The 14,918-nt window shown below is 42.6% G+C and carries 11 protein-coding genes; all 11 read left to right on the plus strand.

Going from position 1 to position 14,918, the window contains the following annotated elements:
* Positions 1-64: 64 nt before the first annotated feature.
* Entirely contained in the window at positions 65-2,440 is a 2,376-nt protein-coding gene (locus tag J4E76_RS15675; RefSeq protein ID WP_208505734.1) for a glycoside hydrolase N-terminal domain-containing protein, read from the plus strand.
* 33 nt (positions 2,441-2,473) lie between these two features.
* Positions 2,474-3,250, plus strand: coding sequence for an SDR family oxidoreductase (locus J4E76_RS15680; protein WP_208505735.1), 777 nt, complete (start codon positions 2,474-2,476; stop codon positions 3,248-3,250).
* An 8-nt stretch (positions 3,251-3,258) separates the two neighbouring features.
* A complete protein-coding gene (fucP, locus tag J4E76_RS15685; protein ID WP_208505736.1) occupies positions 3,259-4,584 on the plus strand; it encodes an L-fucose:H+ symporter permease in 1,326 nt (441 codons plus the stop codon).
* Positions 4,585-4,593: 9 nt separating this feature from the next.
* Positions 4,594-4,941: an L-rhamnose mutarotase gene (locus J4E76_RS15690; protein WP_208505737.1), complete on the plus strand. Its 348-nt coding sequence runs from the start codon at positions 4,594-4,596 to the stop codon at positions 4,939-4,941.
* On the plus strand, positions 4,938-6,104 hold the full coding sequence (locus J4E76_RS15695) for an alpha-hydroxy acid oxidase (RefSeq protein ID WP_208505738.1): 1,167 nt from the start codon (positions 4,938-4,940) through the stop codon (positions 6,102-6,104). The genes J4E76_RS15690 and J4E76_RS15695 overlap by 4 nt, the downstream gene beginning before the upstream one ends.
* A gap of 4 nt (positions 6,105-6,108) precedes the next feature.
* Positions 6,109-7,083 carry an SUMF1/EgtB/PvdO family nonheme iron enzyme gene (locus J4E76_RS15700; RefSeq protein ID WP_208505739.1) on the plus strand — a complete coding sequence of 325 codons (975 nt, stop codon included), beginning with the start codon at positions 6,109-6,111 and terminating at the stop codon, positions 7,081-7,083.
* A gap of 11 nt (positions 7,084-7,094) precedes the next feature.
* Positions 7,095-8,435 carry a Gfo/Idh/MocA family protein gene (locus tag J4E76_RS15705; RefSeq protein WP_208505740.1) on the plus strand — a complete coding sequence of 447 codons (1,341 nt, stop codon included), beginning with the start codon at positions 7,095-7,097 and terminating at the stop codon, positions 8,433-8,435.
* Between the two features lie 113 nt (positions 8,436-8,548).
* Positions 8,549-10,105, plus strand: coding sequence for a beta-N-acetylhexosaminidase (locus J4E76_RS15710; protein ID WP_208505741.1), 1,557 nt, complete (start codon positions 8,549-8,551; stop codon positions 10,103-10,105).
* Positions 10,092-11,678 (plus strand): sulfatase, encoded by a 1,587-nt coding sequence (locus J4E76_RS15715; protein ID WP_208505742.1) that lies wholly within the window; start codon positions 10,092-10,094, stop codon positions 11,676-11,678. Before J4E76_RS15710 ends, J4E76_RS15715 begins: the two co-directional genes overlap by 14 nt.
* Positions 11,679-13,511 carry a sulfatase gene (locus tag J4E76_RS15720; RefSeq protein WP_208505743.1) on the plus strand — a complete coding sequence of 611 codons (1,833 nt, stop codon included), beginning with the start codon at positions 11,679-11,681 and terminating at the stop codon, positions 13,509-13,511.
* Positions 13,512-13,523: 12 nt separating this feature from the next.
* Positions 13,524-14,918, plus strand: coding sequence for a sialate O-acetylesterase (locus J4E76_RS15725; protein WP_208505744.1), 1,395 nt, complete (start codon positions 13,524-13,526; stop codon positions 14,916-14,918).

The following is a 14,918-nucleotide window of genomic DNA, read 5'->3' on the forward strand; positions in this document are numbered from 1 at the left end:
TTTTGACCAATAGAAGTAGTTTTATTTCCATTGCTCAACCATTGAAATTTAGATAAGTCCGATCATGAGAATACGCTTATTTGTGCAGAGGATTTTTGCTTTTTCAATCATCTTTTTGGCCCTTTGTGGCTGTCAATCAGCCGAAGAATCTGGTAGCGGAATGGTGCTCTGGTACAATTCACCAGCCACAGATTGGTCCACTGAAGCTTTGCCTATAGGCAATGGAAGGCTCGGAGCAATGGTTTTTGGAGACCCAGCACATGAAAGAATTCAGTTAAACGAGGATTCCATGTGGCCAGGAGGGCCAGATTGGGGTAACGCTCAGGGAAATCGAGCCGATCTTGAGAAGGTAAGAGCACTTTTGGTTGCAGGAAAGGCACATGAAGCCGATAAAGCCTGGGTTGGTCAATTCTCCCACAAAAGTATCATCAGGTCTCATCAGACTATGGGTGATTTGTTCCTAGATTTTGGCGATAGGGAGATCAGTGAATATAGACGTCAGTTAGACCTAGATTCTTCACTCGTTACCGTGTCATACAATACCGGAGCAGGACGTTTTACGGAACGGATATTCGCCAGTTCTCCTCATAATGCCATGGTTTTGGAACTCGCTACCACTGATGCAACTGGAATTGATTTGAGTCTTCATTTGAGCAGGCCAGAAGACGATGGAAGGCCAACGGTAGTTGTAACTACACCATCGAACAACGAGATTTTAATGGAAGGTGAGGTAACTCAGTACAAAGGGAAACACTTTTCAAAAGCAGAGCCAATAGATTATGGAGTAAAATTTCAAACCAGATTAAAAGTCAACAATGAGGGAGGAACAGTTTCCGCTTCAGAAGGAAGGTTGGCACTGAAAGGGGTTAAAAAAGCAACGATATACATTGTCGCAGCAACCTCCTATTATCACGATGATTTTAAAGCCAAGAATGAAGCTGACTTGCAAAGCGTTTCGAATGTGTCGTTTAATGAAATACTCAAGGCACATGTAGATGACTACCAAGAATTGTTTAAAAGAGTCGACTTGGATTTGGGAGGGCATGAGTTAGACAGCTTGCCCACCAACGTTAGGCTTGAGAGAATAAAAAGCGGTCAATCAGACCCCGACTTCGTTGCTAAGCAGTTTCAATTTGGCCGCTACCTGCTCATCTCAAGTTCCAGGCCAGGCACTAATGCGGCAAACCTGCAAGGTATTTGGAATGAGTACTTGCAAGCCCCCTGGAATGCAGATTATCATTTGAACATTAACCTACAAATGAACTATTGGCCTGCTGAAGTGACCAACCTCAGTGAGCTGCATGAACCCCTGTTCGACTTTACCGAAAGATTGATGGACAGAGGCAAAATCACTGCAAAAGAGCAATATGAAATGCGAGGATTTGTAGCACATCAGGCTACTGATTTCTGGGCTCCAGCATGGATGCGAGCGGAGCAGCCATACTGGGGTGCATGGGTTGGTGGAGGTGGATGGCTAATGCAGCATTTTTGGGACCACTATCAGTTCACAAAGGACGAATCATTTTTGCGAAATCGGGCATATCCCGCCATCAAGGAATCGGCACTTTTCTACTTAGATTGGTTAATGAAAGACCCGCGTGATGGGAAATGGATTTCGGCACCTGCTACATCGCCAGAAAACTCCTACATAGCCGCAGATGGTAAATCTGCGGCTACTGTTTTAGGAACAGCGATAGACCAACAGATTATTGAAGAGGTGTTTACTAATGCCCTTGCGGCAGCAAGTATTTTGAATATTGAAGACGAGTTCGTTAAGGAGGTACGTGAGAAACTAGTAGATCTCCGCCCGGGTATTGTGATAGGTCCTGATGGTAGAATATTAGAGTGGGATAGGCCATATGATGAAGCAGAAAAAGGCCATAGACATATGTCTCATCTGTATGCCATTTATCCTGGTAATACAATTACCAGGGAAGGGACTCCCGATTGGTTTGATGCAGCTAAGAAGTCGACCGAATACCGTCTGGCCAATGGCGGGGCAGGTACAGGATGGAGTCGTGCGTGGCTCATCAATCTTTCCGCGAGACTTCAGGATGCTGATGAAGTAGAAAAGCATGTGGATTTACACCTGCAAAAATCCATAGTCCCAAATCTATTTGATATGCACCCACCTTTTCAAATTGACGGAAATTTTGGGTTTACGGCAGGCATTGCTGAAGCACTGCTGCAGTCACACACTGACAATATTCACTTACTACCTGCATTGCCAAAGAACTGGCCATCAGGCAGCGTAAACGGGTTAAAGGCAAGAGGGAATCTGACCATAGATATCTATTGGAAAGATGGCCTTTTGGAAAAAATAAAAGTGCTGCCTAAGATATCTGGCAGCTATAAGTTCAAATACAAAAACAGTGTGAAAACAATTGACCTCAATGAGGATGAATCATATGTAATCACAAAAAAAGAGATTGAGGAATAAATGCTAATTTGAATAACAAAGATTGGCTAGAAAATGGATTTAAATCTACACGATAAAGTCTTTATTGTTACCGGTGGAGCGAAGGGTATTGGCAGGGCTATCGTCAAACAATTGGCTGATGAAAAAGCAATTCCTGTTGTTTTGGACAAGGATGCTACTGTTGGCAATGAGTTGATTTCTTCTATTCAACAAAACGGAAAGGCGCTGTTTCTGGAAACTGATTTATGCATTGCTGATCAGTGTAAAGACTCAATTGAAAAGGTTATTAATGAGTTTGGCAGAATTGACGGCCTAATCAATAATGCTGGGGTAAATGATAGTATTGGGCTTGAAAATGGAAGCCCAGATGGATTTCGGCAATCACTCCAAAAGAACCTGAGTCACTATTATGACATGGCGCACTATTGCCTTCCTTACCTAAAGAAATCGAACGGAGTCATACTCAATATGGCCTCAAAAACAGCCATAACGGGTCAAGGTAGTACCTCAGGCTATGCAGCCGCTAAAGGTGGTGTTTTGGCTTTAACTAGAGAATGGGCAGTGGAATTACTCGAGAGTGGGATCCGTGTAAATGCAATTGTACCAGCAGAAGTAATGACCCCTCTTTATAAGAACTGGCTTGAAACCTTTGACGACTCTGCGGCAAAAGAAAAGGCAATTACCGATAGAATCCCTTTAGGTAATAGAATGACCAGACCTAGTGAGATAGCCGATGTCGCAGTATTTCTGTTATCAGAAAGGGCAAGTCATATTACCGGTCAGCACATGCACGTGGATGGTGGCTATACTCATTTAGACCGCATTATTTGACCTGAAACATGAATTCTAACACTCAGACTAGACCCAAATTAATTGAACGGAAAGCCCTGATTCCATTCATTCTGATTACATCACTTTTCGCCCTATGGGGTTTTGCAAATGCCGTTACAGATCCTATGGTTCAGGCATTCAAAAAAGTACTTGAGTTATCTAACTCACAAGCAGCTTGGGTTCAAATGGCCTTTTATGGAGGCTATTTCTGCATGGCACTACCGGCCGCTCTATTTGTAAGGAAATACTCCTATAAAGTAGGTGTTCTGATTGGTCTAGCCCTTTACGCAGTAGGAGCCCTTTTATTCTACCCTGCAGCTATTACCGAGCAGTTCTGGTTTTTCTGTTTAGGTCTGTATGTACTCACATTCGGCCTGGCCTTTTTGGAGACAACCGCCAACCCCTATATTCTGGCTATGGGAGCCAGAGAAACGGCTACTCAACGTCTCAACCTAGCACAAGCCTTCAATCCGGTGGGCCTCCTTGGTGGTCTTCTGGTCGCCCAACAATTTGTATTAAGAAACCTACAATCAGATGACATCGCAGATTACGCCACACTAGATGAGGCCAAGAAAATCTTGATCCGGACTTCCGACCTGTTAGTCATCCGCAATCCCTACGTTATCCTTGGCTTGGTACTTATAGGTGTCTTCATTTTAATTGCTGTTAGCAAAATGCCCCAGGCCAAAGGAGATGGGAAGATGCCGAGCTTAAAGGCAACCTTTGACTCTCTGGTAAAGAACAAAAAGTATGTCCTTGGAGTGTTGGCACAAGTATTCTATGTAGGGGCACAAATCATGTGCTGGACTTATATTTATCAATATGCCGAAGCCATTGGAATATCAAGCACAGTTGCTGCCAATTACCAGTTTGCCGCTTTTATTGTATTCCTAATCGGTAGGGCGGTTGGCACCTACTTGCTTAGGTTTATTAACGCAGGAAAGTTACTCATGTACTTTGCTAATCTGGCCGGTATAAGTACCCTTCTGGCCATTTATATGGAAGGAACTAACGGCTTATATGCCCTTGTTGCCATCTCCTTTTTTATGTCCGTAATGTTTCCGACTATCTATGGCATTGCTTTAAATGGGCTTAATGAAGAACAGTCAAAAATCGGAGCGGCCGGATTGGTAATGGCCATTGTGGGAGGTGCCTTAATGCCCAAGTGGCAAGGCATGATTATCGACATGGGTGGAGCAGCCGTTAATGACACTCAGATCACAGGCGTTTCGGAGGTCAACTTCTCGTTTGTCCTTCCATTCATCTGTTTTGTGTACATAGCATGGTATGGGCATCAGGTATATAAAAAACATCAATCAACAGAAGTCTTGTAACCGTTTTCTATGAAGAAGTACTGCCTTACATTAGACTTAAAAGACGACCCTCAGTTAATAGCAGAGTATAAAGCACATCATGAAAGAGTATGGCCTGAAGTTATTCAGAGCATTCAGAATGCAGGTATCTTAAATATGGATATCTATCTCCTAGGCAACAGGCTTTGCATGACCTTAGAAGCGGAAGATACTTTCTCATTTGAGATGAAAAATCAGAAGGACGCAGGAAATACTAAGGTACAAGCGTGGGAAGCACTGATGTGGCAATATCAGCAAGCATTACCGTTAGCGAAACCTGGTGAAAAGTGGCTGGTGATGGAAAAGATTTTCGAACTTAATGGTATTCAACCATCATGAGCTGGCCGTATAACAGAAATTATCCATCAATGGACGACCTCCGAAAAAGGGCAAAGAAGAAGATGCCCGGGTTTGCCTTTGAGTACCTTGATGGTGGCTGCAATGAGGATGTCAACTTACACCGCAATACCTCAGAAATAAGAGATGTAAGCCTAATTCCACAGTATTTGGCTCCATATAAGAAAAGCAGCCTTAAAACAGAATTATTCGGCCATACCTATGACGCTCCATTTGGCATTGCCCCTGTAGGTTTGCAAGGCCTCATGTGGCCTAATTCGCCTGAAATTTTAGCAAAAGCTGCATCTGCCCATAACATACCATTTGTTCTAAGTACGGTTACCACTAGTAGTATCGAACGCATTTCAGAAATCACAGAAGGTAATGCTTGGTTCCAATTATATCACCCTGCAAAAGAGGAATACAGAGACGATATACTGGCAAGAGCTCAAAGTGCCGGCTGTCAGGTTTTAGTACTGCTTTGTGACGTACCCACTTTCGGCTTTCGCCCACGTGATATAAGGAATGGACTCTCTATGCCGCCAAGAATGACTTTGAGAAATGTTGGTCAAGTTCTAACAAGTCCCCATTGGGCATTACAAACGCTCAAACATGGGCAGCCCAATTTTGAAACGCTTAAGCCTTACATGTCGGAAAAACTAGGGCTGAGTGGTTTGGGAGCCTTTATGGATCAAATGTTCTCTGGACGGCTGGATAAAGATAAAATTGCCCGTATTCGCGACCAGTGGAAGGGGAAAATTGTACTGAAAGGAGTGGCGAGTGAAGAAGACACCCAAAAGGCAATCGCTTTAGGACTTGATGGCGTTATCGTCTCGAATCATGGAGGTAGGCAGCTGGATGCAGGAGAATCGACCATTAAACCATTAAGCAGAATCGCTGCCAAGTATGGCGATCAGATAAAAGTGATGATGGATGGAGGCATGCGTTCTGGGCCAGATATTGCCAGATCTGTTGCCAGTGGAGCTGCGTTTACATTTATGGGACGGAGCTTTATGTATGGGGTTGGGGCCCTAGGAAAAAGAGGAGGAGAGCATACCATAGGCCTACTAAAGACACAATTGAAACAAGTGATGGAGCAAGTTTGCTGTGAACGGATTACGGATTTGCCGAATCATCTTTATAGAGAAATTGACAATAAGCATTGAAGGTATGAGCAGTAGAAAAAGAGCCCTTCTTATGATAATATCAATCGCTCTCTCAATGGCTATGAGTTCCGATCGACCGGAAACACAAAATTTTGTGGCCTATAGTCAGGAAATTCCTGGGTCAGATCTATCATTTGACTTTGTTCCCATTGCGGGAGGTAAGTTCAACATGGGAAGCCCTGAATCAGAAGCAGGAAGGAACCCAGATGAGGGGCCTCAACATGAAGTAGTCGTTAGCGATTTCTGGATGAGTACACTCGAAGTTACTTGGGACCAGTTCGAACTTTTCCTTTACCGTGAAACGGATGGAGAGGTTGTAAAAGAGAATAGAGAACTCACCTTGGAAGTAGATGGCATTGCAGGAGCCACCATGCCCTATGTGAATTTCAATAAGCCAGGTTATCCTTTGGTAAACGTAACGCAATATGCGGCCTCAACTTTCTGCAAATGGCTGAGTGCAAAAACAGGTCATTTTTATCGCTTGCCCACAGAGGCAGAGTGGGAATATGCCAGTAAGGCTGGAGGGGATGCACCATTCTCATTTGATAAAAAGCATATTGACGACTTTGCCTGGTATGGTGGAAATAGTAACGGTAAATCGCAAAAAGGAGGTAAGAAGAAAGCAAATGCATGGGGCTTGTATGACATGCATGGAAATGTAGCAGAATGGGTGTTAGATGCCTATAGCGACATGACCTATGGCCAAAGAGAGATCGTTGAAAATCCGGTTTATACCACTGAAGAACTATATCCACGAGTCGTGCGCGGAGGATCGTTTAATGACCCACTGAAAAATATAAGAGCAACAGCAAGGCAGTTTTCTGATAAGAGCTGGAAAAAAAGAGATCCCCAAATACCAAAGAGTCTCTGGTGGCTCACGGATGCATTGCATGTCGGGTTTAGAGTTGTTAGACCTGTACAAGTACCGCCAAAATCTGAATGGGAAAAATACTGGGGTAAACCAATTAGAGAATATTAAAACCAAAGTCTATGAAACCTTCAAACGATACTAATCCAAAAACAAGACGTAAGTTTTTAGAAACTACAGCAAAGGTTGCTGGAACAGGCGCGCTTTTAAGTGCTTTCCCAATCCCGATAAGCGCATATGCTGGAGCCGCGGGTGAAATAAAAGTGGCTTTGGTAGGCTGCGGAGGTCGAGGAACGGGAGCTGCTGCCCAGGCAATCGAGGCCGATCCAGATGTAAGGTTAGTCGCTATGGCTGATGTCTTTGCCGATAGACTGGAAGACAGTTTTAAGAACTTGTCCACCAAGTATGAAGGAAAGGGGAAAGTGTTGGTAAAGGAGGATTCCAAGTTCACTGATTTCGATGGGTATAAAAAAGCCATTGATATGGCAGATGTAGTTATACTCACAACACCTCCAGGTTTTAGACCACTTCATTTTGAATATGCCGTGCAGCAGGGTAAGCATGTGTTTATGGAAAAACCCGTAGCTACGGATGTTGCCGGTATCAAGCGAGTTTTGGAGGCTGGGAAGATGGCACGTCAGAAGAAATTGAATGTTGTTGTTGGTTTACAAAGACACTATCAAAAGAACTATCGAGAAGTTGAGACACTACTTCAAAATGGTAGTCTAGGAAACATAGTTTCTGGTCAAGTCTATTGGAACAGTGCAGGCGTTTGGGTTCGTCCAAGAAAACCGGCACATACAGAACTAGAATATCAAATGCTGAATTGGTATTACTTCACATGGATTTGTGGAGACCATATCCTTGAGCAGCACATTCATAATATTGACGTAGCCAATTGGTATATAGGATCAAGACCAGTTTCTGCACAAGGAATGGGAGGTCGCGAGACAAGAAAAGGTAAAGATCACGGTCATATTTTCGACCATCATTTTGTAGAGTTTGTCTACCCAGAAGGTCAGGTCATTTCCAGTCAATGTAGGCACCAAAGAGGATGTATGAATCGAGTAGAGGAAGTATTCCAAACCACAAAAGGAAGCATTAAAGTAAATAGTGGAAATAGGAGTCTTGTCAAGGGATATGATGGTCAATCAATCTTGGATTATAAAGGGCAAAACGACATAAACCCATATCAGCAAGAGCATAATGAGCTGTTTGCCGCTATAAAAGCTGGAGAACATCGACTAGACAATACTGAATATGGCGCTGAAAGTACTATGACTGCCATTTTGGGTCGAATGGCAACCTATTCAGGTCAGCAAATTACCTGGGATGAAGCAATGGCAAGCAACTTGAAATTGGTGCCGGATAATCTCACATCATTTAAGGATCAAGCGCCAATTCTACCAGATTCAGAAGGCAACTATGAAGTAGCTATTCCAGGGAAGACAAGGTTCTTTTAATAGCTGCTATTAAAAGACCGAGTGATTACATCGAATTTTAATAACGGGAAATGGTTGCTAGTAGGCGAATATTAAAACGCACATTTATCAATTTGATAGGCTGCATCTTATGTTTGTCCTTATCTAATATTTCGGTCGGGCAAGAATCCGTGGCCATTATTCCTAAGCCAGTTTTATCGGTTTCGAGTAATGGTCAGTTTGTCCTTTCTGACCGTGCCTCCATTATCCATGATAATCTCACAAAGGCCACCGCCAATTTTCTTAAAAAGTCTCTGAAAGAAGATCTGGATATTACTCTATCACTGAGTAAACGGAAGAAAAGCGGGATTCACCTGAGTTTGAATACTGACCTGGTTGAAGAAGAGGGTTATTTACTCAAAATTACGGATAGAGGGATAGATGTTTCTGCCCGCACGGAGGCAGGGCTTTTTTATGGTGTTCAATCGCTTAGGCAAATGATCCTTTTTGGTGAAAGAAATGGTAATCAAGTGACCCTAAAAGCTACCACCATAGAAGATTACCCAAGGTTTGGATGGCGTGCCTTCATGTTGGACGAGTCTAGACATTTTAAGGGAGGGGATCAGGTTAAGAAGCTATTGGATCAAATGGCACTCTTAAAAATGAATGTATTTCATTGGCATCTCACTGATGATCAAGGTTGGCGGATTGAGATAAAAAAATACCCCAAACTTACCGAGGTAGGAGCTTTTCGTAGTGATACCCAAGTCGGAGGATGGAATAGCGAAAAGCGCTCAAACGAATCACATGGGGGGTTTTATACTCAGAAACAAATCAAAGAAATAGTGGCCTATGCCACCGCGAGACATATTACTGTCATTCCTGAAATAGAAATGCCAGGGCATGCGAGTGCTGCCATAGCAGCCTACCCTTGGTTAGGTACCTCTGGAGAGTCAATTGATGTACCGGTTGTCTTCGGGAAGATGCCCGATTCTTATAAAGTGACGGATCAAAGAGTATTGACTTTTTTACACCATGTGCTTGACGAAGTAATGACTCTTTTTCCTTCAGAGATCATTCATATAGGCGGTGATGAAGTGAAATATGATCAATGGAAAGAATCTACCGATGTACAAGCTTTCATGAATAAGAATGACTTGAGTAGTCCAGCGGACTTACAAATCTATTTCACAAATCAAATCTCTCAATACCTAGATTCAAAGGAAAAGAGAATGATGGGCTGGAATGAGATATTAGGACACAATGTACACGCCTATCAAAAATCTGAGGATACTGAAGTAAAGGAAGAATTGGCAGTTAGTTCTATTATTCACTTTTGGAAAGGGGAACTTAAACTGGCTAAAACTGCGCTAGAAAAAGGGTATGACATAGTCAATTCGCTTCATTCAAAAACGTACCTGGACTATGGTTATAAAAACATTTCTGTTCAAGCAGCTTATGAGTTCGACCCCATACCTGAAGGCCTAGAGACCAAATATCATAGTCAGGTTTTGGGAACGGGAGCACAGATGTGGGGAGAGTGGATTCCTACCGTTGAGCGAATGGATTTTCAAGTTTTCCCAAGATTGGCAGCCTATGCTGAAGTAGGATGGACGCAATTGAAACAAAAAGATTTCGATCACTTTGATTTCGTTTTGACTAAATTAAAGAACTACTGGAGCCAAAAAGGAATTGCTTATGGCAAAGAATAAAATCATAATTAATGCCCTTGTGTTATTGCTTATTATGAACCTGTTCATGATGAGTTGTGCTCAATCGAGTGAGACTGCAGAAAGGCCTAACATCATTTTTATTATGACCGATGATCATACCATACAGGCAATGAGTGCCTATGGTAGCATCATCAACAAGACCCCAAACATGGATCGGATTGCCAATGCTGGGATTCGGTTTAGCAATGCTTTTGTCACCAATTCGATTTGTGCACCAAGCAGAGCTGTTATTCTCACAGGTAAATACAGTCACCTCAATGGGGTATTGGACAATGCCCAACGCTTTGACGGCTCACAGCAAACATTCCCCAAATTACTTCAAGGAGCAGGTTATCAAACCGCAATGGTAGGAAAATGGCATTTGAAGTCAGACCCAACAGGTTTTGATTATTGGAACGTTCTGCCCGGCCAAGGACTTTATTATAACCCAGATTTTATTGAGATGGGCGAGAGAAAAAATCACGAAGGGTATGTAACAGATTTAACGACTGATTTTGCACTGGATTGGTTGGATCGAAGGGAACAGGAAAAACCGTTCTATTTAATGCTTCATCACAAGGCACCACATCGTAATTGGATGCCCGGTCCAGACCATTTAGATCTTTATAATGATCAGGAGATACCCATTCCAGATAACTTCTTTGATAATTATGAGAACAGAGGTACAGCCGCAAAAACTCAGGAGATGTCCATATCCGAAATCATGTTTCCGGTATATGACCTTAAAATATTGGATGCAACGCCTACAAATGGTAATGATGAGTTTATGCTGAAGCGATTAGAAAGGATGACACCAGAGCAGCGGGAAAACTTCATAAACGCCTACAAGGATGAAAACGCTGCCTTTCACAAGGCCAATCTGCAAGGGGACGAACTGGCGAAGTGGAAATATCAAAGATATATTAAAGACTACTTACGATGTGTTGCTTCCGTGGATGATAATATAGGACGAGTCTTGGATTACTTGGAAAAAGAAGGACTGACTGAAAACACGTTGATTGTTTATACTTCAGACCAAGGCTTTTATTTAGGTGAGCACGGATGGTTCGACAAGCGCTTTATGTACGAAGAGTCTTACAAAACACCAATGGTAGTTAGCTATCCAAAATCTATTAAGAAAGGCCTTACAACTGAGGCGATGACTATGAATTTGGATATTGCTCCTACGCTACTTGAATACGCTGGAGTTGATGTTCCTGAAGATATGCAAGGAGCATCTCTTAAGTCCATTATGAACAACAATGGAAAAGAGCCAAGTGATTGGAGGCAATCTACTTACTATCATTACTTCGAATACCCTGGAGTTCATGCTGTGAAAAGGCATTATGGGGTTCGAACGAAACAGTACAAACTAATTCACTTCTATAATGACATAGATGAATGGGAATTGTATGACCTCGAGAAAGATCCCAAAGAGATGAAGAACCTGATTGAAGATGAAACCTATGCATCAGTTAAAAGCACACTGATGAAAGAACTCAGAGAACTTCAGAAGCAATATGGTGATAGTATTCAAAACCAAAGCTCAGTAGACGTATCAAGAATTCCTTAGATGCGAAAAACCAGGTTCATATCGTTAGTTTGTCTTTGCCTCACATTTCAGTTGGTAAGAGCCCAACAGAAACCGAATGTTATCATCATTCTAACCGATGACCAAGGTTCAATCGATTTGAACAGCTACGGCTCTAAAGACCTGTATACCCCCAATATTGATGAATTGGCCAGTAAAGGGGTGAAGTTCACTCAGTTTTATGCCGCAGCACCACTTTGTTCTCCTTCTAGAGCATCTATGCTTACCGGCTTAAACCCTCATGCCGCTGGTTTACCGGGTAATGCATCTTCCATGAGAGGAACTCGCGGTATGCCAACCGAGAAGTTCACTATTGCAGAAGCAATGAAAGAAGTTGGTTATACAACCGGACATATAGGGAAATGGCATTTGGGCTTTACTCCTGAAACCATGCCAAATGGTCAAGGTTTCGACTATTCATTTGGCCATATGGGTGGCTGTATCGACAATTACTCACATTTCTTTTACTGGAACGGACCAAATCGCCATGACCTCTTTGAAAATGGTCAAGAAGTATGGGAGGACGGGCACTACTTTCCTGACCTAATGACGGAGAAAGCTGATGAGTTTATAGCCCAAAATCAAGACACACCCTTTTTTTTATACTATGCTATAAACCTTCCTCATTATCCATTGCAACCAACTGCCAAATGGAGAGAGTACTATGCTGATTTATCTAAGCCAAGAAAGGACTATGCTGCCTTTGTTTCAACTATAGATGAGCGCGTAGGGCACTTAATGAATACACTTGACTCACTGAATTTGAGAGAGAACACTATCATAGTTTTCCAATCCGATCATGGGCATTCGGTAGAAGATAGAGCCTTCCGGGGTGGAGGAAATTCTGGGCCATATCGAGGAGCCAAGATGTCACTTTTTGAGGGAGGAATTAGAGTTCCTGCCATTATTAGTTATCCAAAACAAATCCCAGTAAATGAGGAACGAAACCAAGTGGCACTCAACATAGATTGGTTCCCAACCATCATGGATTATGTGGGAGAAGAATCTAAAAATCTAGAAGGGAAAAGTCTGAGGCCTTTAATTGAAAATCCATCTATTGAAACGGAACATCAAGTATTCAGGTGGAAACAGGGTGTAAGTTGGGCCGTTAGGAAAGGAGATTGGAAACTCATTGGCTTTCCTCAAGACCCTACCAAAAAAGCAGTATTAGATCCCGAAAATGATGTGCTCTTTCTAAGTAACCTTGCGGAGGATGTAAGAGAAGTCGAAAACCTAGCGAGTCAGTACCCGGAAAAAGTAAAGGAGTTACTTGGAGAGTATATGAAATGGGAATTTGCCAGTACAGAAGACATTCCTAAAGAGAGGGAATGGTTAGCCTCGATCGCTAGATCTGCTGAATTAAGCCTAGCAGAAAAACCCAGTAACAAATATCCAGCACAGGGCGCAAAGAGCCTGCATGATGAGAAACTTGGAAGCCGTCAATTCAATGATGGATTTTGGATGGGTTTCGAAGAGGACAATCTAACTGCAACCATCGACTTGGGTGAGGTACAACAGATAGAACGGGTAGTAATAGGAACTTTGCAGGATGCGGCATCATGGATATTCTTTCCTGAATATGTTGAAGTGTCATGGTCCGTTGATGGCAAGAACTATTCTCAACCCAAAAGAATCGAAGTAGGCGCTTTGAAAGATGCTGGGAGAAAACTAATTAAACGAATAAGTGTGGAGCAGGAAAATGTTCATAGCAGATTCATTAAAGTATTGGTAAAGAATACTGGAAAATGCCCCACATGGCACATGGGAGCTGGTCAAAAAGCCTGGCTCTTTGTAGATGAAATTACAGTTCAATAAACTACAAGAAAGATGACAAGGTTACTAGTCATATGCTTAGTCCTGTTTCTACCTGAGATGATATTTTCTCAAGAGAGGAAGGTGGATACTGTGAGAGTATTTTACCTAGGAGGACAGTCTAATATGGATGGCTTTGGTTTTAATAAAGACCTACCAGACGATTTAAATAAGGAGCTCAATGATGTCTGGATTTTTCACGGGAACCCGGCTCCAGATGATTCTGAAAAAGGAGGAAAGGGACTTTGGAAAAAAATGAGCCCTGGACATGGTATAGGCTTTAGTTCTAATGACCCGATAAACAAGTTGTCTGAAAGGTTTGGTGCGGAGCTCTCCTTTGCCCGTAAGATGCAATCCTTATATCCCGATGAAAAAATTGCCATTATAAAATATTCTTTGGGGGGAACATCGATAGATACAGCCGCCACTAGCGCAGGCACTTGGGATGTTGATTACCTAGGAAAGAATGGTATAAACCAATATGATCACTTTTTAAATACAGTGAGAAATGCATTCAGTAAAAAGGACATTGATAATGACGGAACTGAAGACTTCTTGGTCCCTTCCGGAATTGTTTGGATGCAAGGAGAAAGTGATGCGCAAAGAGAGGATGTCGCCATGCGATATTATGAGAACCTAAAGAAACTGATGGGCCTAATTCGAGCAACGTTTAGGTCCAGCGATTTGCCTGTGGTAATCGGAAAAATATCAGATTCGGGGCAATCACGAAGCGGTAAAGTTTGGGCTTTTGGAGAATTGGTTCAGTATGGGCAAGAGAAGTTTGTGAGGCTAGATGACCACGCTGCGATAGTCCGACAAACCAAGCATTACAAGCATTCCGATGCAGCACACTATAATAGCGAGGCCTACATCGATCTAGGGGAACGATTTGCACAGGCGATTTTTGATATGAACGCCCCAGAGGTGAGGTTGCTTTCTAAAGCAACTAAGGGTAAAATCAGTATTACCCATAAGCCAAGTGATAAGTACAGGGCAAAAGGTGCTAGAAGCCTTATTGACCAGAAACCAGGAAGTAAATATTTTGATGATGAGTCTTGGCTGGGTTTTGAAGAGACAGATTTGGCTGCAACAATAGATTTGGGCAGTTCTCAGCGGTTAGAAAATATTTCCATCGGGCTATTACAGGATGTGGGTGTTTGGATATTCTTTCCCGAATATGTGGAGATATCATGGTCAGAAGACGGAAAGTCATTCAATAAGCCACAGCGCATGGAACATGGTGTTTCTCAAAGAGAATTCGGACAATTGATGAAACGTTTGAGACTGGAAAAAAAGATTCAGGCTCGATATATTAAAGTATATGCTAAGAATGTAGGAAAGTGCCCTGATTGGCACGTTGGGGCAGGAGAAAAGGCTTGGCTCTTTGTGGATGAAATAACCGTCAAGTAA

The sequence above is a fragment of the Roseivirga sp. E12 genome, from assembly GCF_017592825.1.
Taxonomy (GTDB): domain Bacteria; phylum Bacteroidota; class Bacteroidia; order Cytophagales; family Cyclobacteriaceae; genus Roseivirga.

What these genes read in the sequence shown, in the direction of transcription:
- J4E76_RS15725 (WP_208505744.1), top strand. Translation starts at nt 13,524, where the DNA reads ATGACAAGGTTACTAGTCATATGCTTAGTCCTGTTTCTACCTGAGATG.
- J4E76_RS15690 (WP_208505737.1), top strand. Translation starts at nt 4,594, where the DNA reads ATGAAGAAGTACTGCCTTACATTAGACTTAAAAGACGACCCTCAGTTA.
- J4E76_RS15695 (WP_208505738.1), top strand. Translation starts at nt 4,938, where the DNA reads ATGAGCTGGCCGTATAACAGAAATTATCCATCAATGGACGACCTCCGA.
- J4E76_RS15705 (WP_208505740.1), top strand. Translation starts at nt 7,095, where the DNA reads ATGAAACCTTCAAACGATACTAATCCAAAAACAAGACGTAAGTTTTTA.
- J4E76_RS15700 (WP_208505739.1), top strand. Translation starts at nt 6,109, where the DNA reads ATGAGCAGTAGAAAAAGAGCCCTTCTTATGATAATATCAATCGCTCTC.
- J4E76_RS15720 (WP_208505743.1), top strand. Translation starts at nt 11,679, where the DNA reads ATGCGAAAAACCAGGTTCATATCGTTAGTTTGTCTTTGCCTCACATTT.
- fucP (WP_208505736.1), top strand. Translation starts at nt 3,259, where the DNA reads ATGAATTCTAACACTCAGACTAGACCCAAATTAATTGAACGGAAAGCC.
- J4E76_RS15680 (WP_208505735.1), top strand. Translation starts at nt 2,474, where the DNA reads ATGGATTTAAATCTACACGATAAAGTCTTTATTGTTACCGGTGGAGCG.
- J4E76_RS15675 (WP_208505734.1), top strand. Translation starts at nt 65, where the DNA reads ATGAGAATACGCTTATTTGTGCAGAGGATTTTTGCTTTTTCAATCATC.
- J4E76_RS15715 (WP_208505742.1), top strand. Translation starts at nt 10,092, where the DNA reads ATGGCAAAGAATAAAATCATAATTAATGCCCTTGTGTTATTGCTTATT.